Annotated in this window: 20 protein-coding genes; 16 read left to right on the top strand and 4 right to left on the bottom strand. The window is 65.4% G+C overall.

Annotation, left to right across the window (positions count from 1 at the left end; all coding sequences use genetic code 11):
- Positions 1–2: 2 nt before the first annotated feature.
- Genes LB572_RS13935 through LB572_RS13910 form a run of 6 tightly spaced genes read left to right on the top strand, consistent with a single transcriptional unit; the run spans position 3 to position 5,841 of the window.
- A complete protein-coding gene (locus LB572_RS13935) occupies positions 3–773 on the top strand; it encodes an SDR family NAD(P)-dependent oxidoreductase (RefSeq protein WP_181179431.1) in 771 nt (256 codons plus the stop codon).
- A complete protein-coding gene (locus tag LB572_RS13930) occupies positions 770–2,299 on the top strand; it encodes an acyl-CoA synthetase (protein WP_140804572.1) in 1,530 nt (509 codons plus the stop codon). Before LB572_RS13935 ends, LB572_RS13930 begins: the two co-directional genes overlap by 4 nt.
- Positions 2,300–2,309: 10 nt before the next feature.
- Entirely contained in the window at positions 2,310–2,546 is a 237-nt protein-coding gene (locus LB572_RS13925; RefSeq protein ID WP_073988804.1) for a biotin/lipoyl-containing protein, read from the top strand.
- Between the two features lie 51 nt (positions 2,547–2,597).
- Entirely contained in the window at positions 2,598–3,605 is a 1,008-nt protein-coding gene (locus tag LB572_RS13920; protein WP_140804570.1) for an alpha-ketoacid dehydrogenase subunit beta, read from the top strand.
- Entirely contained in the window at positions 3,602–4,636 is a 1,035-nt protein-coding gene (locus tag LB572_RS13915) for a thiamine pyrophosphate-dependent dehydrogenase E1 component subunit alpha (protein ID WP_140804568.1), read from the top strand. The genes LB572_RS13920 and LB572_RS13915 overlap by 4 nt, the downstream gene beginning before the upstream one ends.
- A complete protein-coding gene (locus LB572_RS13910) occupies positions 4,633–5,841 on the top strand; it encodes a CoA transferase (RefSeq protein WP_224668108.1) in 1,209 nt (402 codons plus the stop codon). The genes LB572_RS13915 and LB572_RS13910 overlap by 4 nt, the downstream gene beginning before the upstream one ends.
- 6 nt (positions 5,842–5,847) lie before the next feature.
- Here LB572_RS13910 and LB572_RS13905 read toward each other — a convergent pair whose 3' ends face one another.
- Entirely contained in the window at positions 5,848–8,232 is a 2,385-nt protein-coding gene (locus tag LB572_RS13905) for a transketolase-like TK C-terminal-containing protein (RefSeq protein WP_224668107.1), read from the bottom strand.
- Positions 8,233–8,350: 118 nt separating this feature from the next.
- On the opposite strand from LB572_RS13905, the gene LB572_RS13900 reads away from it, so the two are divergent.
- On the top strand, positions 8,351–8,818 hold the full coding sequence (locus LB572_RS13900; protein ID WP_140804564.1) for an Lrp/AsnC family transcriptional regulator: 468 nt from the start codon (positions 8,351–8,353) through the stop codon (positions 8,816–8,818).
- Between the two features lie 71 nt (positions 8,819–8,889).
- On the opposite strand, the gene LB572_RS13895 is transcribed toward LB572_RS13900, so the two are convergent.
- Complete coding sequence (locus LB572_RS13895) at positions 8,890–9,651, bottom strand: SDR family NAD(P)-dependent oxidoreductase (RefSeq protein ID WP_181179427.1); 762 nt, start codon at positions 9,649–9,651, stop codon at positions 8,890–8,892.
- Positions 9,652–9,874: 223 nt separating this feature from the next.
- Here LB572_RS13895 and LB572_RS13890 point away from each other — a divergent pair, with 223 nt between their 5' ends.
- The 9 genes from LB572_RS13890 to LB572_RS13850 all read left to right on the top strand — a co-directional run bounded on the left by LB572_RS13890 (position 9,875) and on the right by LB572_RS13850 (position 18,760).
- Positions 9,875–10,660 carry an acetoacetate decarboxylase gene (locus LB572_RS13890; protein ID WP_224668106.1) on the top strand — a complete coding sequence of 262 codons (786 nt, stop codon included), beginning with the start codon at positions 9,875–9,877 and terminating at the stop codon, positions 10,658–10,660.
- On the top strand, positions 10,657–11,619 hold the full coding sequence (locus tag LB572_RS13885; RefSeq protein WP_224668105.1) for a C-terminal binding protein: 963 nt from the start codon (positions 10,657–10,659) through the stop codon (positions 11,617–11,619). The genes LB572_RS13890 and LB572_RS13885 overlap by 4 nt, the downstream gene beginning before the upstream one ends.
- A gap of 158 nt (positions 11,620–11,777) precedes the next feature.
- Positions 11,778–12,821: a rhamnose ABC transporter substrate-binding protein gene (locus LB572_RS13880; protein ID WP_224668104.1), complete on the top strand. Its 1,044-nt coding sequence runs from the start codon at positions 11,778–11,780 to the stop codon at positions 12,819–12,821.
- 61 nt (positions 12,822–12,882) lie between these two features.
- Positions 12,883–14,391: a sugar ABC transporter ATP-binding protein gene (locus LB572_RS13875; protein ID WP_224668103.1), complete on the top strand. Its 1,509-nt coding sequence runs from the start codon at positions 12,883–12,885 to the stop codon at positions 14,389–14,391.
- Positions 14,391–15,464, top strand: coding sequence for an ABC transporter permease (locus LB572_RS13870; protein WP_140810178.1), 1,074 nt, complete (start codon positions 14,391–14,393; stop codon positions 15,462–15,464). The genes LB572_RS13875 and LB572_RS13870 overlap by 1 nt, the downstream gene beginning before the upstream one ends.
- Positions 15,461–16,453, top strand: coding sequence for an ABC transporter permease (locus LB572_RS13865; protein WP_140810185.1), 993 nt, complete (start codon positions 15,461–15,463; stop codon positions 16,451–16,453). The genes LB572_RS13870 and LB572_RS13865 overlap by 4 nt, the downstream gene beginning before the upstream one ends.
- Positions 16,450–17,187 carry a FadR/GntR family transcriptional regulator gene (locus LB572_RS13860; RefSeq protein ID WP_140810193.1) on the top strand — a complete coding sequence of 246 codons (738 nt, stop codon included), beginning with the start codon at positions 16,450–16,452 and terminating at the stop codon, positions 17,185–17,187. The genes LB572_RS13865 and LB572_RS13860 overlap by 4 nt, the downstream gene beginning before the upstream one ends.
- On the top strand, positions 17,184–18,230 hold the full coding sequence (locus LB572_RS13855; RefSeq protein ID WP_224668102.1) for a Gfo/Idh/MocA family protein: 1,047 nt from the start codon (positions 17,184–17,186) through the stop codon (positions 18,228–18,230). Before LB572_RS13860 ends, LB572_RS13855 begins: the two co-directional genes overlap by 4 nt.
- 215 nt (positions 18,231–18,445) lie before the next feature.
- Positions 18,446–18,760, top strand: a complete 315-nt coding sequence (locus LB572_RS13850; RefSeq protein WP_224668101.1) for an L-rhamnose mutarotase — start codon at positions 18,446–18,448, stop codon at positions 18,758–18,760.
- Positions 18,761–18,801: 41 nt separating this feature from the next.
- Here the strand turns inward: LB572_RS13850 and LB572_RS13845 are convergent, their stop codons facing one another.
- Both LB572_RS13845 and LB572_RS13840 read right to left on the bottom strand, forming a co-directional pair.
- Positions 18,802–20,661: a recombinase family protein gene (locus LB572_RS13845; protein WP_224668100.1), complete on the bottom strand. Its 1,860-nt coding sequence runs from the start codon at positions 20,659–20,661 to the stop codon at positions 18,802–18,804.
- Complete coding sequence (locus LB572_RS13840) at positions 20,658–20,933, bottom strand: hypothetical protein (protein ID WP_224668099.1); 276 nt, start codon at positions 20,931–20,933, stop codon at positions 20,658–20,660. The genes LB572_RS13845 and LB572_RS13840 overlap by 4 nt, the downstream gene beginning before the upstream one ends.
- Positions 20,934–20,940: the final 7 nt, after the last annotated feature.

Raw genomic sequence — 20,940 nt, 5'->3', positions numbered from 1 at the left:
ACGTGACACAATCTTTCTCTGGCAAGGTCGCCGTAATCACCGGCGCGGCTCGCGGCATCGGCGATGCGATCGCCATGCGCTTCCTGGAAGAAGGGGCAAGAGTGTTCTCCCTCGATCTGGGCGAACCGGACGACGCACGCGAAGGCGTGACTTACCTCAAGGCCGACGTGTCGAATGTCGAAAGCGTCGCTGAAGCATTCGGACGCATCGACGATGCCGCCGGCCAGATCGACGTCCTCGTCAACAATGCCGGCGTGCAGCGGGTCGGGCTCGCCGAGAACATATCGCCGGCGGATTGGCATCTGGTCCTGAACACTCACCTTACCGGCATGCATCTGTGCTGCGCCCAGGCCATCCGCCGCATGCGCGAGCGTGGCAAGGGCGGCGCCATCGTCAGCATCGCCTCGGCGGCCGGCATCGTCGGAATTCCCGGGCGCGGCCCCTACGGCGCGGCCAAGGCCGGCATCGAGGGCCTGACACGGGTCTATGCCACGGAGACGGCCGCCGCCAACATCCGGGTCAATGCCGTCGCACCCGGCTCGACCCGTACCAAGCTGATCGAGCAAGGGCTGAAGGACGGCTCGATCCGCGGCGAATGGCAGCTCGAACGCATTCCCATGGGCCGGCTGGCCGAACCGCGGGAGATCGCCGACCCGGTCGTCTATCTGGCAAGCGACCAGGCGAGCTACATCACCGGACAGACCCTGGTCGTCGATGGAGGTTGGACGGTGCAGGGCATGGTGCACGTCGCCGATTGGCTCCGGGCTTCATGAGCGACGACCTGTTCAATCTGGCGCGGCATTGCATCGCCCGTGCGGCCGCCTCGACGCCGCACAAGACGGCATTGATCGTGGTCGGCGATGCCGACCGGCCGGAAACAGCGGAGCGCTGGACCTATGCCGCCCTCGACCGGGCGGTGCGCAGCGTCGCGGCCGGCCTGCTCGCAGAGGGGCTGAGACCCGGCGACCGGATCATGCTGCGGATGCCGAACAGCAGCGACTATGCACTGATGTTCTACGGCGCAATCGCCGCCGGCATGGTGCCTATTCCCGTCTCGGCCATGCTGACCGAGGGCGAGACGACGTTCCTGCTCGAGGATTCCGAAGCTGCCGCGATCGTGCACGACAGCGAACCCGTCCTGCACGCGCCGGCTGGCTGCAAGACACTCGACAGAACCGCTGTCGACAAGCTCAAGGCGTCCGTGCCGCTCGATGCCTATGCGCGCACTCCCGGGGAGGCGCCGGCCTATATGATCTATACCTCAGGAACCGCCAGCAAGCCGAAAGGTGTGGTTCATGCCCATCGCGTCGCGCTCGGCCGCGTGCCGATGTATGCGGACTGGATGGGGCTGACGGCGGCCGACATCATGTTGCATGCCGGCGCGTTCAACTGGAGCTACACACTGGGTGTGGGCCTGCTCGATCCCTGGGCGACCGGCGCCACGGCGGTGCTCTACAGCGGCCCCAAGGATGTCGAGGTCTGGCCGAAGTTGATCGATGTCTTCGGGGCCACCCTGTTCGCGGCCGTGCCTTCGCTTTACCGGCAGATCCTCAAATACTGCCGCCTGACGCGCGAAAGCCTGCCGACGCTGCGGCGCGCGCTTGCCGCCGGCGAGGCGCTGAGCCCGGCGACCCTCTCGCAATGGCAGGCGACGACCGGCAAGCCGCTGCTGGAAGCCTTCGGCATGAGCGAGATTTCCACCTTCGTCTCCAATCGCGACGGCATGCCGGTCAGGGCCGGCAGTCCCGGAAAACCGCAGACCGGACGGCCCGTTGCGATTCTCGCCGCCGATGGCCGTCCCGCGCCGGCCGGCGAGGTCGGGCTGCTTGCCGTCCATCGCGGCGATCCCGGCCTGATGCTCGGCTACTGGCGGCGGCCGGAAGAGGAGGAACGGGTCTTCCACGGCGACTGGTTCGCCGGCGGCGACCTCGCCTCGTTCGATGCGGACGGCTATCTCTGGCATCACGGCCGCGCGGACGACATCATGAATGCCGGCGGTTTCCGCGTTTCCCCGCTCGAGGTCGAGGCGGCATTGGCCCCCTGCCCCGGTATCGCCGAGCTTGCGGTGGCCGAGCACGAAGTGCGCGCCGGGGTCAGCGTCATTGCCGCCTTCGTGGTGACAAGCGAGGATGCTGCGTTGCGCGCCGAAGATATTGCCACTTTCGCCGAGCAGCGGCTTGCCGCCTACAAGCGCCCGAGAGTGATTTTCTTCGTGCCGACCCTGCCGCGCAGCGCCAACGGCAAGCTGCTCAGGCGAAAACTGACAGGCACTGTCCAAGCTTTGCAAACGATGCCGTAAGGAGAGAGCAATGCGTTCGACACTCAAGATGCCGAAGGTCGGCGACGCGGTGGACGAGGTGGTGATCAGCGAGATCCAGGTGCAAAAGGGCGCCGCGGTCTCCGAGGGCCAGACGCTGTTTGTCGTCGAGACCGACAAGACCACGGTGGAAGTTCCCGCGCCCTTCGCCGGAACGGTAGCCGAGATCCTGATCGCGGCTGGCGACGACGTGAAGACCGGCGCGCCCACCATCGTGCTCGAAGTGTGATCATAGAGCCGTCCTTCCCCGGGCGGCGAAGCTTTTATGTGAGGAGGAGATATGGCCAAGATCTGGGTAAGGCAGGCGGTGCTGCGGGCACTGGACGACGCGATGAAGGAGGACCCGGACGTCATCGTGATGGGTGAGGACGTCGCCGCCGCCGGCGGCCCGTTCAAGGTCACCGAAGGCCTTCTCGCCGAACACGGCCCCAGCCGCGTCATCGACACGCCGATTTCGGAAATGGGCTTTCTTGGCGCCGCTGTCGGGGCAGCCGTCTGCGGGCTGAAGCCGGTCGTCGAGATCATGTTCATCGAATTCATCGGCGTGGCGCTCGATCAGCTGTCCACCCAGGCCGCCACCATGCGCTATCTGTCGCGCGGACGGTTGACGACACCGCTTGTCGTGCGTGCATCCGCCGGAGCCGGCCAGGGCTTCGGCTGCCAGCACTCGCAGATGCTGGATCACTGGTTCCGCGGCACGCCGGGCCTGAAAGTCTGCGTCACCAGCAACGCCCGCACCACCTACGGCCTGCTCCGTTCGGCAATCGACGATCCGGACCCCGTCGTGGTGCTCGAACCACGCATCCTCTATTCCGAGCGCGAGGAGTTCGAGCACGATCCAGCCTACCGTATCCCTCTCGGCCAGGCGGAGATCGTCAGGCCCGGCACGGACGCCACCGTGGTGACGTGTGGCGCGCTGGTCCGCACCGCGCTGGAAGCGGCCGCCAGCAGCCGCGCCAATGTCGAAGTCATCGACCTGCTGACGCTGTGGCCATGGGACAGGAAGACGGTCGCCGAATCCGTCGCCCGCACCGGCCGGCTGGTGACGGTGGAAGAATCGACCGCCACCGCGGGCTGGGGAGCCGACATCGTCTCCACGATCGCGGTCGAGCATTTCGGCAAGCTGAAAGCGGCGCCGCACCGCATCACCCTGCCGGACGCGCCGGTGCCTTACAGCGGCGTGCTCGAAGCCCGTTATCTGCCGAGCGCAACCTACATCGCCGAACAGGTCGACGCGCTTGTCTCGACCAACCAACCGCCCCTGCCCTGGTGGAGGAACGCAGCATGACCAGCCTTTCCAATTCCAATTCGCCGCTCGCCCGCCGCGAGGCGCTGGAGAGCCGGCTCGAGCAGCTCACCCGCATGATCGAGATCCGTTCGGTCGAGGAGCGCATCCAGAAACTGTTCGGGGAAGGCCACATCCGCGGCTCGACGCATCTGGCCAACGGCCAGGAGGCGGTGTCGGTCGGCATCGCCCGTTCGATCGATCCGGATGACATCGTCACCTGCACCTATCGCGGCCACGGCCACGCGCTGGCGCTCGGCGTCACCACCGTCGGCGTGCTGGGCGAAATCTGCGGCCGCACCGTGGGCTGCGCCGGCGGGCTCGGCGGCTCGATGCATCTGGTCGAGCCCGCCGTCGGCCTGCTGCCGACAGCCGCCATCATCGGCGCCGGCCTGCCCATCGCCTGCGGCGCCGGCCTTGCCGCGCGCACGCGTGGCAAGGACCGCATCGCGGTGTCGATCTTCGGCGACGGTTCGAGCAACATCGGCGCCTTCCATGAGGCGCTAAATTTCGCCGCCATCCTCAAGCTGCCGGTGGTTTTCGTCTGCGAGAACAATCTCTACGGCGAATATTCCCGGATCGATCTGACGACGGCGGTCGAGGACATCGCGTTGCGGGCCACGAGCTACAACATGCCGGGCGTGATGGTCGACGGTCAGGATGTCGACGCCGTGGCGGCCGCCATGGAAACCGCCGTCGCCCGTGCCCGCCGCGGCGAAGGTCCGTCGCTGCTCGAAATGAAGACCTATCGCTATTCCGGCCATTCCCGCTCCGATCCGGCAACCTATCGCCGGCCGGGCGAGCTCGACCAATGGCTCAAGCGCGATCCGATCGACATCCTCGCAAGGAAGCTGGTCGAGGAAAAGCTGCTGGCTGCCGATGGCCTCGAGCCCCTCAAGGCGGAGGTGCGGGATGCGGTCGAACGGGCGGCACAGGAGGTGCTGGCGTCCCCGCATCCCGATCTCGGCGAGATCATGTCGCATGTCAGCGCCGCCTCGGCCGATGGCGACCGGAGGTTTGCCTTCTGGCAATGATGACGGAGGGCATCCTTTCCGGCATGAGCATCGTCGAGGGGTCGGCCTTCGTGGCTGCGCCCCTCGGCGGCATGACGCTGGCGCAACTGGGCGCCGACGTCATTCGCTTCGATCCCATCGGCGGTGGTCCCGACCGCAACCGCTGGCCGCTGACGGAAGACGGAAGGAGCCTGTTCTGGGCCGGGCTCAACAAGGGCAAGCGCTCGATCCAGGTCGACGTGAAATCGTCCGAAGGACAGGAGATCGTCGCCCGGCTCATTGCAAGGCCAGGCGCCGACCGTGGCTTCTTCCTCACCAACCTGCCGCAATACGGACTGCTTTCCTACGAAGCGCTGAAAAGCCGCCGCGCCGATTTGGTCATGGTGCAGCTTACCGGCAACGCGGACGGCACCAGCGAGGTCGATTACACGGTCAACGTCGCCACCGGCTTCCCCGAGATCACCGGCCCGCGCAGCGCCCCCGAACCGGTCAACAGCGTGCTGCCAGCCTGGGATATCGCAATGGGCGAGATGGCGGCCATCGGCCTGCTTGCCGCCGACCGGCACCGTAGCCGCACCGGCAAGGGCTCGCTGGTGAAGCTCGCGCTTTCCGACGTCGCCTTTGCCACGGTCGCCCATCTCGGCCGGCTGGCGCAGGCGGAGACGGGCGGCACCGCCGAGAAGGAAGGCAACTATCTCTATGGCGCTTTCGGCAAGGATTTTACGACCGCCGACGGCCGCCGGGTGATGGTCGTGGCGCTGACGCAGCGCCAATGGCGCGCGCTGCAGAAGGCGACGGGATTGGATCCGCAAACGATCTCGGACGCGACTGGCGCGGATCTCGACGGCGAGGGCGGCCGCTTCGCCGCCCGCGAGGCGATCGCCAAGGCGCTGGCACCCTGGATCGGCGCCCGCGGCCTCGACGAGGTGTGCCGCCTCTTCGCCGCCGCAGGCGTCTCATGGGGACCATACCAGACCTTCCGGCAGCTTCTCGACGAGGACCCACGCGCCTCCATTGCCAATCCAATGTTCCAGCGCATCGACCATCCGGGCATCGGCACGTTGATGACGCCGGCCTCGCCGCTGGATTTTTCGTCGGCGCCCCGGCTCGCTGCACGACCCACGCCGCGGCTTGGCGAGCATACCGACGAAATCCTCGGCGAAATCGGCTATGGCGGAAGCGAGATCGGCGCGTTGCATGACCGCGGGATCGTGGCGGGAGCTTAGACCAGCCTACCCTAGCGCCCGCAGATACCGTATCGGCCTTCCCCTCGTGAGGCTTCCCGCCGCCGCCGCGATCGAATTCGCATCGATGCCGAAATGCCGGTAGAGGTCGTCGATAGTGCCCGACTGGCCGAAATGCTCGACGCCGAGACTGCGGGTGCGATGGCCGCAGACCGAGCCCAGCCAGCCCAATCCGGCCGGGTGTCCATCCGCAACCGTGACTATGGCGCAATGTGGCGGCAAGGCCTCGAACAGCCGCTCGACATGGCTCCTGGCATGCACCAGCCCCCGCTCGCGCGCCCTGCTCGCCGCCGTCCAGCCGGCGTTCAACCGATCGGCCGAGGTGACCGCGAGCAGGCCGATGTCGCGCCGATCCTCGGCCGTCATCCCCACCGCCTCGATCGCCTCGGGCGCGACCGCGCCGGTATAGGCGACGACCACCTCGCAATTCGGCCCCGGCGGCCGCAGCCAATAGGCCCCATCGATGACCTGCTGCTCGAGCCCCGGCGTCATGGTGCGGGCGATCTGCTCGACCGGGCGGGTCGATAGCCGCAGATACACCGAGCCGCCGGTTTCCTCGCGCAGCCAGGTGCGCTCCGATTGCACCGACTCGCCGTCGCGCTGCATGTAGTCGAAGGCGAAGCGCATGATCACCGCCAGCTCGTCGACGAAGGCCGGCTCATAGGCCGCCAGCCCGTCCTGCGCCATGCCGATCAACTGGGTCGCGATCGATTGATGCGCGCCTCCCTCCGGCGCCAGCGTGATGCCGGAAGGCGTCGCGGCCAGCAGGAAGCGGGCATCCTGGTAGCAGGCATAGTTCAGCGCATCGAGCCCGCGCTGGATGAACGGATCGTAGAGCGTGCCGACCGGCAGGAGACGCCGGCCGAACAGCGAATGCGACAGGCCGAGCGCCGAGAGCAGGATGAAGAGGTTGTTCTCGGCGATGCCAAGCTCGACGTGTTGGCCGCTCGCGCCGAATTCCCATTTCTGCGCCGAAGCGATGCGCTCGCTGCGGAAGGTGTCGGCAAGGGATTCCTTTGCGAACAGACCGCGGCGATTGACCCAACCGCCGAGATTGGTCGAAACGGTGACGTCGGGCGATGTCGTGACGATCGCGTCGGCCAGCGGACCGCCCAGGCGCGCCACTTCGTCGAGGATGCGGCCGAAGCCGGCCTGCGTCGACATCGTGCCCTTGGTCTCGACCGCCAGCCGCTCGGGTACGGGCACGCGCTGCGCGTGGTGGCGCCGCGGACCGCTTGCGTTGAAGGGCACCGCGGCAAGGAAGCGCTTCAGATCCGGCGTCTTGATGCCCATGCCCTCGAACGGCTCCCACTCGCGGCCCTCGGCGATCCCCATCAGGGCGCGCAGCGCCGCCATCTGGTCGCGGGTCATCAGGCCGGAATGGTTGTCCTTGTGACCGGCGAGCGGCAGGCCGAACCCCTTGATCGTATAGGCGATGAAACAGGTCGGCCGATCGTGCCGGCGCGCCGCTTCGAACGCGTCCAGCAGGGAGGGCAGGTCATGGCCGCCGAGATTGGTCATCAGCGCCGCCAGCTCGTCGTCCGAGCGCCGCGCCAAAAGCGGCCCGACCGCGTCGCCGAGATCGGCCTCCAGCCGCCTGCGCCAAGCCGCTCCACCCTGGAAGGTCAGCGCCGAATAGAGCTGGTTGGGGCAGGCGTCGATCCAGGCCCGCAGCGCCTCGCCGCCGTGCTCGGCGAAGGCCGCCTGCTGCAGCGACCCGTGTTTCAGGATCACCACATCCCAGCCGAAATTTCGGAAAATGCTTTCGAACCGCTCCCAGAGGCCCTCGCGGACAACCGCGTCCAGGCTCTGGCGGTTGTAATCGACGACCCACCAGCAATTCCGCAGGCCATGTTTCCAGCCTTCGAGAAGCGCCTCGAAAATGTTGCCCTCGTCCATCTCGGCATCGCCGACAAGCGCGATCATCCTCCCTTCGACGAGGTTCTCGTCACGCGCCTTGAGGTAGTCCTGCACCAGGGAGGCGAACAACGTCTGGGCCACTCCCAATCCCACCGAGCCGGTGGAGAAATCGACATCGTCACCGTCCTTGGTGCGCGACGGATAGCTCTGGGCGCCGCCGAGCGCCCGGAAGTTCCGGAGGCTCTCCAGGCTCTGGTTGCCGAGCAGGTACTGGATGGCATGGAAGACGGGCGAGGCATGCGGCTTGACGGCCACGCGATCCTGTGGCCGCAGCGCCGAGAAATAGAGCGCCGTCATGATGGTTGCGACTGAGGCCGACGAGGCCTGGTGCCCGCCGACCTTCAACCCGTCGGCATTGTCGCGCAGATGATTGGCATTGTGGATCATCCAGGCGGCAAGCCAGAGGATCTTTCTTTCCAGCGCTGCCAGTATCGTCAGTTCGGCTTGGTTCATGGAAGCCCTCCGGTCGCCCAATCTATTTCAGCTCACTTGACGGACGCAGCTAAACTTGCATACGGAAACGATATTATTTGGGTGATATCGATAGGCATCGATCGAAAATTGGTGGATTATGCCAAAAATGGAACTGGACCCTATCGACCGGCGCATCATCGCCGCGCTGCAGTCCGATGGGCGCATGACGGCCCAGGAGCTTGCCGACCGCGTCGGCCTGTCTTCCTCCCCCTGCGCGCGGCGCGTCCGGCTGCTGGAGGAGCGCGGCGTCATCACGGGGTACACCGCGGTCATCGACCAGGATCTGGTTGACCTGCCGATTTCGGTCTTCGCTTCGATCAAGCTGGAACGCCAGCGAGAGGAGGAACTGGAGCGCTTCAACACCGCCATTTCCCGCTGGCCGGAGGTCGTCGACTGCTATCTGATGACCGGGCAGCGCGATTACCTGCTGCGCATCGTGGTGCGCGACCTGCATGCCTATGATCGCTTCCTGAAGGAGAAGCTGACCCGTCTCGACGGGGTGGCGTCGATCGAATCGAGCTTCGCGCTGTCGCAGATCAAGAGGTCGAACCAGTTGCCGATATGAGCCGGGACCCGGCGCCGGAATGACCGGAATGGCGCTGGAAGCCGCCCGCCCGGCGGCGCCTCATACCGGCATCAGCGCATCATCTGCCTGAAGCGCTCATCGCGCACGTCGAGCACCACCTCTTCAAGCAGCCGCGCGTCCGGGCCGCAAAGCCAGGCCATCACCGTGGCCGGCACGCGCACCGGCACGAGGTCGGCCTGGGCGATCCGGCTCACCGGATTGAGGCCGGACTGGCGGATGGCGGCCTGCATGGCCGTGTCGGTCGGCGGCACACCGAGAAAGAAACTCTTGATCCCGCCTCCGGATAGTTCCAGGTCGAACATCCGCGTCAGCATCAGGGCGGCCGCCTTGGACGTGCAATAGGCTGTCCAGCCCTCCATCGGCGTCGTCGCGGCCCCGGTCCCCGCATTGATGATCACCCCTTTGCTTTCCCTGAGCAGAGGCGCGGCCGCCACCGTCATGCGGTGGACGCCGGCGACATTGACGGCGAAGGACGGGAGGAGATCGTCGCTCGAAAGCGTCGCGAGCCGGCCGATCGGATCGATGACGCCGGCATTGTTGATAAGCACGTCGAGCCGGCCGGCCTTGTCCGCGATCGTGCGGATGGCGGCGTCGGTCTCCCGCTGCGAGGTGACGTCGAGGTCCACCAGCTCCGTCTCCGGCGGCAGGGTTTCGCTGCCGCGCCGGCCAAGCTGATGGATGCCGGCAAATACCTTTGCCCCATGCTCCACGAGAACACGCAGCAGCTCCGCGCCGATGCCTCTGCCGGCCCCCGTTACAAGGACGATCTTGCCCGACAGATCGGGAACCGGAACCGGCGAGAGATTGAACACGGTGCTTGACTCCTCCCCGTTCAGCGTAGTTAATTGGCCTGACCAATTCGGAGTAGCGCAGGGAGAGAATCCTGTCAAAGGATTTGCGCTGGAGGAGGAGCATGGCGATGGGTAGCGCCCCGGCCGCCGAGCCAGCGGCAATCGGATATTGCGGCTCCCACGGGCCCGGACCGTCGACGTCCGGCTCGAAGCTCCCGATCATGTCGCCGACAGGGTTTGCGTGATGGTGAACGAAGCCAGGTACGGCGTGAAGCGCCCATCGATCGCGGATATCTGCGCCGGCGGATTTTCGACGCCCTGGGATGCGCCGATGATCCCGCCCTTCCCATTCCGCTTCCGCAACGCCGAGATCCTGACGCTCTACTGGCGCACCGATCCCGATGCGATGGCTTTCCTGCTGCCGCCGCCGCTGGAGCCTATTGGCGATATCGCCTGCGTCCACATCTACCGGATGAACGATACCGACTGGATCGGGCCCTATTGCGAGGCGAACGTCATGTTCGGCGCCAGGCTGCCCGGCAAGGCGGAGGGCGGCTACTCTCCCTACCTGGTGCTTTCGACGGATATAGGGGTCGCGCATGGGCGTGAATTGCACGGCCAGCCGAAGAAGTTCGGTCAACCCTCCGTGGACTTCCGCGGCGACCTGATCGTGGGCCGCGTCGAGCGCAACGGCATCGACGTCATCACGGGGACGCTGCCATACAAGCAGAAGCCCGCCGCGCCGGGCGACCTCAAGCCCTATTTCGATTTCGCGACCAACCTTAACCTCAAGGCGATCGACCACATCGACGGCCGTCCCGCCATCCGGCAACTGACGTCGCGGCGCCTTGCCGAGGTGACGATCCACGAGGTCTGGCGCGGACCAGGCACGGTCGAGCTGCGGGCCAACGCCCAGTTGCCGGTCGTCCGCCTGCCGGTTCTCGAGCCCTTGGAAGGCTTCTATTGGCGCGCCGACTTCACGCTCGTCGCCGGCGACATCATCCACGACTATCTGGATGGCAGCGCATGACACGCAAGGTGGTGATCACCGATTACACGTTTCCCGAGGTGTCGCGGGAAGAACAGGCCGCGCGCGCGGCGGGGGCCGCCTTCGAGGCGCTTCAGTGCAGCACAGCGCAGGACGTTGTCGCGGCGGTTGCCGGCGCCGACGTCGTGGCCGTGCAGTTCGCCCCTTTCACGGCGGCGGCGGCACGCGCCGTGGCGCCGGGCGCCACGATCATCCGCTATGGCGTCGGCTACGACAATATCGATCTGGCCGCGGCGCGCACCGCCGGACTCAAGGTCGGTTACGTTCCCGATTATTGCGCGGATGAGGTTGCCGACCATACCGCCGCAGCCGCGCTGGCGCTGCTGCGCAAGCTCGTGCCGCTGGACCGCTCCGTGCGGGCCGGCGAGTGGGCGGCGGTGCGCCATGCCCGCCCGATGAAGCCGTTCGACGAGACGGTCTTCGGCTTTTTCGGCATGGGGCAGATCGGCCGGGCGGTGCACGCCAGGCTCAGGGGTCTTGGCTTCCGCTTCATCGTAGCGGATCCCGCCATGTCGTCCTCGGACGCGGCCGCGCTCGATGTGGAGCGGGTGGACTCCGACACACTTCTGAGGCGCGCCGACATCGTTTCGCTGCATGCGCCCTCGACGCCTGAAACCGTGGGATTCCTGAATGCGGACCGGCTGGCGCGCATGCAACCGCATGCGATGATCGTCAACAGCGCCCGGGGGCAATTGATCGTCGAAGCCGACCTGGCGGCGGCGCTCAAGGAAGGCAGGCTCGCCGGCGCGGCGCTGGATGTCTTCGCGGTCGAGCCGCTGCCCCTCGATTCACCCCTGCGCGATGCACCGAACCTTCTGCTGACGCCGCATGCCGCGTGGTACTCGGACGGGGCGATCGGCCGTCTGCAGAAGCTTGTGGCGCAGGACATATCTCGGGCCTTGAACGGTGAGCCGCCCCGCAAGCCCGTCCGGACCGACTAGGGGCGAGAGCGGCAACGGCATTCGCTTCGAACCGACCGCGGATGACGACGAACGGGTTCGAGGCCGAGAGGAGCAATGAGGACGGGATCGCGCATGCGATCCCGGAATCGAAGCCTGGCGCGAACAGCGCCGAAACCGCAAACTGGGAGGATTTGACAATGAAATGGAAGATGCTTGCGACGCTGGCGGCAGCGACAATGCTTGCGACCGCCTGGATGGCTCATGCCGGGCCAAAGGTGCTGGAACCCGGCAAGGAGGCGAACCTCGTGCTTCTGCCCAAATTCCTTGGAATCCTGGTTTTCGACCAGGCCCATGACGGAGCGGAGGAAGCGCACAAGGAACTGAAGAATTCCGGCAAGCTGCTCTTCGAGGGCCCGACGCCGGAAAACTCCGTCGCCGGCCAGATCGAAATGGTGACGACGGCCGCCACGCAGAAGCAAGGCGCCGTCATGATCTCCAACAATGCCGGCGACCAGATCGTGCCGTCCGCCAAGGCGGCGCAGGCCGCGGGCACCAAGGTCGTGACGTGGGACAGCCCTATTCCGTCGGGAACGGCCGAGGACGTGTTCGTGGCGCAAGTCGACTTCGGTTCGATCGGCAAGGTTATGGCCGACATGGCCCATTCGATTCTCGGCGGCAAGGGCAAGATGGCCATCCTGTCCGCTTCTCCGGACGCAGCGAACCAGAACGCCTGGATCGCCAGCCTCAAGGAGGTCATGTCCAAGGACGAGAAGTACAAGGACATCCAGATCGTCGACACCGTCTACGGCGACGACCAGTCCGAGGTCAGCTACAATCGGGCGCTGGCGCTGGTCGACAAATATCCGGATCTCGGCCTGATCATGTCGCCCACCACCGTCGGCATCCAGGCGACCGCCAAAGCGATGCAGGACGAGAACCTGTGCGACAAAGTGAAGGTCTCGGGTCTCGGCCTGCCTTCCGAGATGGTTTCCTACACCATGAAGGGCTGCGCGCCGCAGTTCGCACTCTGGGATTTCCGCGACCTCGGTTACCTCACCTACTACACCGCCTACGGCCTCGCCACCGGCCAGCTCAAGGGCGAGATCGGCGAGAGCTTCAAGGCCGGCCGCATGGGCGACTACACGATCGAGGCGGATCCGGGCCGCAACGGCGCCAAGCGCATTCTGATGGGACCGTTCACCATCTACACCAAGGACAACGTGGAAGCAGCCGCGAAGTAGCGCATCTTCATGGCGGGTGGCATTTCGGCGCCGCCCGCCGTCAACGGCAAGGAGTTTGATCATGACGGCCCCGGTGCTCGCGCTGCGCTCGGTCTCGAAGCGTTTCGGCATGACGCTGGCGCTGGATGACATGACCATGGAACTCCATGCCGGCGAGGTTCACGCCATCGTCGGCGAGAATGGCGCCGGCAAGTCGACGATGATCAAGATCATGACCGGCATCCATCAGCCGACGTCGGGCGTGCTGGAGATCGGTGGTCGGCCGGCCTTGGTCAACGGCCCCCAGGCCGCGCGTGCGGCCGGCCTTGCCGCCATGTACCAGGAGCCGATGGTTTTTCCCGACCTCGACGTGGCCGAGAACATCTTCATCAGCTCAACCCGCGAGGGCTGGCTGCAGAACCGCGGCAAGCTGCGCCGCAAGGCGCGCGAACTCATAGAGCGCATCGGGATGCATGTCGACGTCGACCGCGTCGCCAGCGGGCTGACGCTGGCCGAACAGCAGGCCGTCGAAATAGCGCGGTCGCTCAGCCAGGATGTGCGTGTGCTGATCATGGACGAGCCGACGGCATCGCTTTCGGCGCATGAGGCGGCCCAGCTCCGGGCCGTCGCCGCCAATCTCGCGCGCCAGGGCGTCGCCGTGGTCTATATCTCGCACCGCCTGGAAGAGGTCTTCGAGATCGCCCACAGGGTGACCGTCATTCGCGACGGCAGGCACATCTCGACCCGGCCGATCGCCGAGGTGACGTCGCAATCGATGATTGCCGAAATGGTCGGCCGCGACGTCAGCAACTATTTTGAAAAGGCTCCGTCGCACGCCACCTCCGAGGTCGTGCTTTCGGTCCGGGATTTCGGCCGTGAAGGCGTTTTCGAAGACATCAGCTTCGATCTGCGTCGCGGCGAGATCATGTGCATGGCCGGGCTCATCGGCGCGCGCCGCACGGATGTCGGACTGGCCATCTTCGGCATCGCGCCGGCAACCTCTGGCACCATGACCTACAAGGGGGCGCCCATAAGCGTGACCAAGGCAGCGCAGGCCATCGATCTGGGGATCGCCTACGTTTCGGAAGACCGCCGCAAGCTTGGACTGGCGATGTCGATGTCGATCCGCTCGAACATCTCGCTCGCCACGCTCGCCCAGTATCTTTCCCCGGCCGGCATGCTCGACCGCAAGCGCGAACGCGAGACCGCCGAAGCCTACCGCAAGCGGCTGAACATCCGCACGCCGGACGTCGAACTGGCCGTGGGGCTGCTGTCAGGCGGCAACCAGCAGAAGGTCATGCTTGCAAAATGGCTGAACCTGAGGCCCGACCTCCTGATCTTCGACGAACCGACACGCGGCATCGACGTCGGCGCCAAGGCCGAGGTCCACGATCTGATCCGCGAATTCGTGGCAAAAGGCGGTGCGGCACTGGTGATCTCTTCGGATCTCCCGGAGGTGCTGGCATTGGGCGATCGCATACTGGTCATGCGTGAAGGACGGCAGATGGCGATCGTCGACAACGCCGGTGCCACCCAGCATGGCATCATCGCGCTCGCGACCGGCCAGTCGGGCATGAGGATGGCAGGGTGATGTCGACGCTGCTCAGCCGTATCAGCCCGCAGACCCTGCGCATCGTCGCGCTTCTGACAGTGCTGCTGCTCGTGGTCCTGTTCTTCTCCACCCAGATCGACGGCTATCTGAGCGGCCGCATGTTCAACCGGATCACGAGCTCGGTGGCGATCATGGCGCTGGTCGCCACCGGGCAGACACTGGTCATCCTGACGCGCAACATCGATCTCTCCGTCGGATCGATCGTGGGCTTCGCGGCTTTCGCGGCCGGATTGCTCGTTTCGCGACACCCCGATCTCAACCCGCTGCTGCTGGTGGCCTACTCGGCGCTTGTCGGCACTGCGCTGGGCGCGGTGAACGGCTTTCTCGTCGCCTATGCACGCGTGCCCTCGATCATCGTCACGCTGGCGACGATGGCGATCTTCCGCTCGGCGCTGGTCGAATATTCGGGCGCCCAGTCGATAACCTCGCAAGAGCTGCCGCAATGGCTGGTCGACTTCCCGAACCTGCAGCTCTTCTCGATCGGCAGCTTCGATTTCCGGGCCGGTTTCGCGATGGCGCTCGCGGTCGTGGTTCTGGTCCACATCGCGCTCAACAGGCTGAGGCCGGCGCGCCGCTTCTACGCGGTGGGCTCCAACCCGGAAGCGGCCGAGATGGCCGGCGTCAACGTCGCCGGCACCGTGTTTGCGGCGTTCCTGCTTTGCGGCGCTCTTGCGGGGTTGGCCGGCTTCATGTTCCTTGCCCGCTTCGGCAACATCACCGTGGTCGCCGGCCTCGGCTTTGAACTGAAATCAGTCGCGGCGGCGGTGCTGGGCGGCGTCAATATTTTCGGGGGCTCGGGCACGGTGATCGGCGCATTCATCGGCGCGATCCTCGTCGACCTTATCGAGGCAAGTCTGGTGCGCTGGCATCTCGTCAGCGAATTCTGGCGCGAGGCTGTGCTCGGCGCCCTGATATTGTTGTCCGTCGCCATGGACGCCGTGGTGATGCGGCGCCTCGTCCGGCTTCGGATCGGCAGGGAAGCAGCCAGGAAGAAGACGGACAAGGAGAGCTCAGGCGAGGGTCCGAAACTGCGTGCGGAGACGGCGCCATGAGCATCCGGAACGGGTTCGGTCGTTTCCGCATCCAAGGCTGGGAGCTTTTCCTGCTCACCGCTCTCGTCGTCATCATGGCGACCAACAGCGCGCTGTCGCCCGACTACCTGCGCGTTTCGAACCAGATCAATCTGCTGCAGCTTTCCATCGAGAAGGTCATCGTGGCCCTCGTCATGACCTTCGTCATCATCAACGGCGAAATCGATCTCTCGGTCGGCTCGATGATGGGCCTCGCAGCCTGCAGTTTCGGCTGGCTGTTCCAAAGCGGCGTCCCGGCCTCGCTCGCGATCGTCATTGTGCTGTTCATCGGGGTGGCCGGGGGAGCGTTCAACGCGCTTTTCGTGACCCGGTTCGGCCTGCCTTCGCTGGTCGTGACGCTTGCGACGCTGATCGGTTATCGGGGACTGGCGCGCGTCCTGGTGGAGGATCGCGGCATCTCCGGCTTCCCGGAATGGTTCAACGCGCTGGGGCAGCAAGGCCTCGTAGGGCCGGTTCCCTTCGCGCTGATCGCTTTCGCGATCCTCTTTGCAATCAGTTGGGTCATCCTCCATCGGACCGGATTCGGCCGCAAGACCTACGTGATCGGCACCAATCGCAGCGTGGCGGACTTCGCGGGCATTGACACGGCTCGGCACAAGGCGATGCTGTTCATCGCATCCGGCACGATTTCCGCCTTTGCCGGCCTGCTTTACACGGCTCGCGTCGGCGCGGTGCGCGGTGACATCGCCTTCGGTTTCGAACTCGACATCATCACCATCGTGCTTCTGGGCGGGGTGAGCATCTTCGGCGGGGCGGGCACGCTGGTTGGAACGCTGCTTTCCATCCTCATCGTCCTCAACCTGCGCAACGGCATGGCTCTGATGAACATTACCGGTCATATCCAGACTGGCGTCATCGGCGTCCTGCTGATCGCCTCGGTCCTGGCACCGCGCATCGACATCGCACGGCTGTTTGGCCGGCGCGCACCTCTGAAGGAGGACGTCTCGTGAACCGGACAGCCGCCGCGGACGAATTCGACAAGCCCATCGTTCGTGAATCGATAGCGGAAATGGTGGCTCGCCGGGTGCTCGACATGGTCAAGGCCGGCGTTCTCAAGCCCGGCGACCAACTGCCCCCGGAGCGCGACCTGGCGCAGTCGCTGAACGTATCGCGCCCCAGTGTCCGCGAAGCAATGCGGGGATTGTCGATCCTCGGCGTCGTGCGCACCCGCCAAGGCGGCGGCGCCTACATCAGCGAGCTTGATGCGGATGCCCTTCTGGGACCGATCCAGTTCTTCCTGTCGCTGGAGGAGATGAACATCCGCGAGCTTTACGACGCCCGCAGCCTGGTCGAAAGCGCCGTTGCGAGCCGAGCGGCGGAGCAGCTGACCGACGACGAATTGCGCCAGCTCGAAACCATCCTCGACGAGCAGGCCGGCGTGCTCCACGACGCGCTGGCGTTCCGCATGTCGGACTACAGGTTCCACGAGCTTTTGTGGACGGGCGCCCGCAACGCCTTCCTCAGGCGCATCGGCCAGAGCCTCAACGTCATCGGACTGGAGTTCCGCAAGCGTGCTTCGGAGACCGAGGGAGTGCTGCAGCAGAGCTTTCGGGATCACAAGAGGCTCCTCGACGCGCTGAAGGCCCGCGATCCCGAGGCGGCGGCAACGGCCGCTGCGCGCCACATGCGCAACGTCTACAAATCGACAATCGGCCAGGGCAGCAAAGGCGGATACGAGCCATGACGACGAGGATCGGTGTGGTCGGTATCGGCTGGTGGGCGACCACCAACCACATACCGACCGTCCAGTCATGCCCCGATGCGGAGGTGGCCGCGATCTGCGACCTCAACGCGGATCGGCTGCGGGTGGTCGGCGAGAAATTCTCGATTGCGGGCCGCTATACGAATCTCGGTGAAATGCTCGCCAGGGAAGCACTCGATGGCGTCGTGGTTTCGACGCCGCACGTCGCCCATGCCGGCCCGGCGATTGCCGCGCTCGAGGCAGGCTGCCACGTGCTGGTGGAGAAGCCGATGGCGACCACGGCCGCTGACGGTCGCGCTATCGCGGCTGCGGCGAAAAAGTCCGGGCGCGAGGTGCTCGTGCCTTGCAGCCTCAACTTCACCGACTTTTCCGCCAAGGCCGCGAGCATGGTGCGCGCCGGACGCATCGGCACGGTCCGTCACGCAGTCTGCCAGATGGGATCGGCGCTGGACGATCTGTTTGCCGGCGAGCCGATGCTGGAAACCGCGGATCACCTCTTCCGTCCGCCAGCTTCGACCTGGGCCGATCCCGCCAAGGCAGGCGGCTATGGATGGGGACAGATGTCGCATTCGCTCGCGTGGCTGTGCTACGTCGCAGATATTCGTTTCGAAAGCATCTTCTGCATGGACGGCAAGTCCAAGACGGGGGTCGATCTCTACGATGCTGCAGTGGGGCGCGCGATCAATGGCGCGACCGTGTCGCTATCGGGATCGGCGACCGTGCCGAAGCACGTCGGCATGCATGTCGACGTGCGCATCTACGGCACCGAGGGGTGTCTGTTCTTCGACACCGAACGTGCGCGGCTCGAGTTGCGGCGGCTCGACGGCGGCGACGAGACCGTCGCGCTGACGCAGGAGCAAACCACCTATGACGGCGCGCTTCCGGTCCGCAAGTTCGTCGCGCTGTGCTCGGGTCGGCCTATCGTCAACGGCGCCGACGGCGAGAATGGCGCCCGCGTCGCCGAGGCGCTCGATGCCCTCTATCGTTCGGCCCGCAGCGGCCGGCTGGAGCAGACAGGAGGCTGAACGTGGGATGTCCCGATCGCCTGGAGCAATCCCAGGAAAAGTGTGAGCGGTTGGGCTCGGCGACTTCGCCGTAGCCTGCCGTTCGGAATTGCGTAAAAACAAAGAGATAGGGCGTTTGACCGTTGCGGTGAAACGGTGAACGCACTGGCCTCGCCGCCCCGAGACACCGGAACCTCGCCAGGTGCTGAACCGCTTCATGCAAGGGAGTAGATCGGATGACAGGATATGCGTGGGTGCTCGAAGTCCGGCCCGGCTACGAGGAAGAATACAAGAGGCGTCATGACGAGATCTGGCCCGAAATGCTGACGGCGCTGCGGGTGGCTGGCATCCGCAACTACAGCATCTTCCGCCACGGCTTGACCTTGTTCGGCTATTTCGAGACCGACGATCTGGAAGCAACCAAGGCCAGGCTTGCCAGGGATCCCGACAACGCCAGGTGGGGCGAATGGATGGGACCCATCATGCGTATCGAGATCGATCCGGCGACTGAGTTTCCCTATCTTCTGCCCAAGCAGTTCCATATGGATTGAGCGACCGCCTGCGGCAGGTGCGGCAGACGCCATCTGCAGCCTCATCGAAAAGATCGAGAGACGAATGGCGGGTTACAAAAAACAACACCTCCGGAGCTGGCTCTCTGGTGTTGTTTGTGAATGGTTTTGGGGGGAGGATTTGGCTTGTTTTTCGGGGGCGTGGGCTTCGCCTGGCTGCGGGCGGCTGATGGCAGCTCCAATTGGCTGACCCCTGGAGCCAGATACGAAGACGCCCGCGCGAGGCGGGCGTTTTTTGTTTGGTTGCGGGGACCCGCAACCCCTTTTGTCATAACATCGTCGGACGCTTGATTTTGGTCGGGTTTGGCGAGTTCGAGGATGCCGAACAGCTCGCCGCGTAGCTCGGCATGCACCTCGCCGCGCTTGTCGCCGGGCATGAGCACGATCTCTCCTATCAACGAGCGCAGCGCCTCGGCGGCTCGGCGTCCGTCCTCGCGGTCGGCAAGCGCTTGCGTCAACTGCTCGACCCGCTTCTTATAAAGAGTGGCGATGTTGGGATGCAGGTCGGGCACGTCAGTGGGCGCCATTGCCAGGCGCGCGGTGATCTCCGCCTTCTGCCTCTCCAGGTCTTCCATTCTCGCTTTCATCGAAGGTTGGTACAGGCCATCCTCAATCGCGGCCATGATGCCGGCGATGGCTCGCTCGATCTTGTCGAGTGCTTTGCGGTCCTGTTCGCCTTGCGCGCGACGCTCCTGATTCAAGCGGTTGGTCTCCTGGGCATAGGCTCGGATCGCCTCGGCCACGGCATCAGCCGAGACGAGCCTTTCCTTCAGGCCCGCGAGGACGCGCTGCTCGATCTTCTCGCGGGTGATGGTGCGGGCGTTGTCGCAGATGCCCCGGCGCTGGTGGTTGAGGCAGGCAAACCGATCGCGCGTGAACAAGCCGTAGCGCCCGCCACAGGAGCCGCAGGTGAGCAGGCCGGAAAGGAGAGAAACCGGACGCTTCATGGTGTGCAGCATCCTTGCCCGGGCCTTGCGCGTGGCGACGGCAACCGCCTCGAACTGGCTGGCGATGGATTTCTGTCTCTCCTTCACGGCTTGCCACAATTCGTCCTCGACGATCCTGAGGTGCGGCACCTCGATGCGAATCCATTTGGCTGGTGGATTGGCGCGCGACACGCGCTTGCCGGTGGCGGGATCCTTGACAAAATGCAGGCGGTTCCAAACCAGCACACCGGTATAGAGTTCGTTGTTGATGATCCCGGTGCCCCGGATGACATGCCCGCGCACGCTGGTATCGCCCCAGTGTCGGCCAAGCGGACCAGGAACACCCTCCTTGTTGAGGTCGACGGCGATCGCCTTCGGGCTCTTGCCGGCAGCAAATTCGCGGAAGATGCGGCGCACGATGGTCGCTTCCTCCGGTACGATCTCGCGATCGCCCCGGACGGGCTCGCCTGCGGCGTCCAGTTTCTTCACCACTCGGTAGCCATAGCAAAGCCCGCCCCCGGCCTTGCCCTTCTCCACCCTCCCCCGCAGGCCGCGATGGGTCTTGAGGGCAAGGTCCTTGAGGAACAGAGCGTTCATCGTGCCCTTGAGGCCGACATGTAGTTCGCTGATCTCGCCCTCGGCCAGAGTGACGATGGCAACGCCAGCGAATTTGAGATGCTTGAAGAGGGTGGCGACGTCTGCCTGGTCGCGGCTGATGCGATCGAGCGCCTCGGCCAGCACCACCTCGAAGCGGCCGCGCTGGGCATCGCGTACCAAATGCTGGATGCCCGGCCGCAGCACTGTGCTGGCACCGGAGATCGCCGCATCCTCATAGGTTCCCGCCACGCCCCAGCCCTCGCGCGCCGCGTGCTCACGGCACAGCTTTAACTGGTCCTCGATAGAGGCGTCCCGCTGGCTATCGGAAGAATACCGGGCATAGAGCGCGACACGGGTCATGGCGGCGGATCCTCTCTCCTGTTCTGAGCGGGTTTGCCATCCGGCTCCCTGCCCTCTCCCTTTCGGCCGCCCGGACGATTGTCGTTGGCCGCCGACCCTGCCTCGAATGCCTCCCGCGCCAGCCCCCGGCCGATCAGCCGGGCGATATCCAGCACCACCCGATCGAGCCTGGCCGCCGACGTGAGTTCGGGGCAACGCTTCGGGCTGCCGAGGTCGCCGTTGTCGTTCGCCGGAACCAAAGCCTGTGGGCCGGTCCTGGTTTCCTCTGCCATTGCGGTC

It is taken from the genome of Mesorhizobium sp. BH1-1-5 (genome assembly GCF_020165615.1).
Taxonomy (GTDB): Bacteria; Pseudomonadota; Alphaproteobacteria; order Rhizobiales; family Rhizobiaceae; genus Mesorhizobium.
Note: the sequence above shows the minus strand (reverse complement) of the source record. Positions and strands in the feature narration are given on the sequence as shown.

What these genes read in the sequence shown, in the direction of transcription:
- LB572_RS13840 (WP_224668099.1), bottom strand. Translation starts at nt 20,933, where the DNA reads ATGGCAGAGGAAACCAGGACCGGCCCACAGGCTTTGGTTCCGGCGAAC.
- LB572_RS13925 (WP_073988804.1), top strand. Translation starts at nt 2,310, where the DNA reads ATGCGTTCGACACTCAAGATGCCGAAGGTCGGCGACGCGGTGGACGAG.
- LB572_RS13920 (WP_140804570.1), top strand. Translation starts at nt 2,598, where the DNA reads ATGGCCAAGATCTGGGTAAGGCAGGCGGTGCTGCGGGCACTGGACGAC.
- LB572_RS13900 (WP_140804564.1), top strand. Translation starts at nt 8,351, where the DNA reads ATGCCAAAAATGGAACTGGACCCTATCGACCGGCGCATCATCGCCGCG.
- LB572_RS13910 (WP_224668108.1), top strand. Translation starts at nt 4,633, where the DNA reads ATGATGACGGAGGGCATCCTTTCCGGCATGAGCATCGTCGAGGGGTCG.
- LB572_RS13845 (WP_224668100.1), bottom strand. Translation starts at nt 20,661, where the DNA reads ATGACCCGTGTCGCGCTCTATGCCCGGTATTCTTCCGATAGCCAGCGG.
- LB572_RS13930 (WP_140804572.1), top strand. Translation starts at nt 770, where the DNA reads ATGAGCGACGACCTGTTCAATCTGGCGCGGCATTGCATCGCCCGTGCG.
- LB572_RS13880 (WP_224668104.1), top strand. Translation starts at nt 11,778, where the DNA reads ATGAAATGGAAGATGCTTGCGACGCTGGCGGCAGCGACAATGCTTGCG.
- LB572_RS13890 (WP_224668106.1), top strand. Translation starts at nt 9,875, where the DNA reads ATGGTGAACGAAGCCAGGTACGGCGTGAAGCGCCCATCGATCGCGGAT.
- LB572_RS13875 (WP_224668103.1), top strand. Translation starts at nt 12,883, where the DNA reads ATGACGGCCCCGGTGCTCGCGCTGCGCTCGGTCTCGAAGCGTTTCGGC.
- LB572_RS13865 (WP_140810185.1), top strand. Translation starts at nt 15,461, where the DNA reads ATGAGCATCCGGAACGGGTTCGGTCGTTTCCGCATCCAAGGCTGGGAG.
- LB572_RS13870 (WP_140810178.1), top strand. Translation starts at nt 14,391, where the DNA reads ATGTCGACGCTGCTCAGCCGTATCAGCCCGCAGACCCTGCGCATCGTC.
- LB572_RS13905 (WP_224668107.1), bottom strand. Translation starts at nt 8,232, where the DNA reads ATGAACCAAGCCGAACTGACGATACTGGCAGCGCTGGAAAGAAAGATC.
- LB572_RS13885 (WP_224668105.1), top strand. Translation starts at nt 10,657, where the DNA reads ATGACACGCAAGGTGGTGATCACCGATTACACGTTTCCCGAGGTGTCG.
- LB572_RS13915 (WP_140804568.1), top strand. Translation starts at nt 3,602, where the DNA reads ATGACCAGCCTTTCCAATTCCAATTCGCCGCTCGCCCGCCGCGAGGCG.
- LB572_RS13850 (WP_224668101.1), top strand. Translation starts at nt 18,446, where the DNA reads ATGACAGGATATGCGTGGGTGCTCGAAGTCCGGCCCGGCTACGAGGAA.
- LB572_RS13855 (WP_224668102.1), top strand. Translation starts at nt 17,184, where the DNA reads ATGACGACGAGGATCGGTGTGGTCGGTATCGGCTGGTGGGCGACCACC.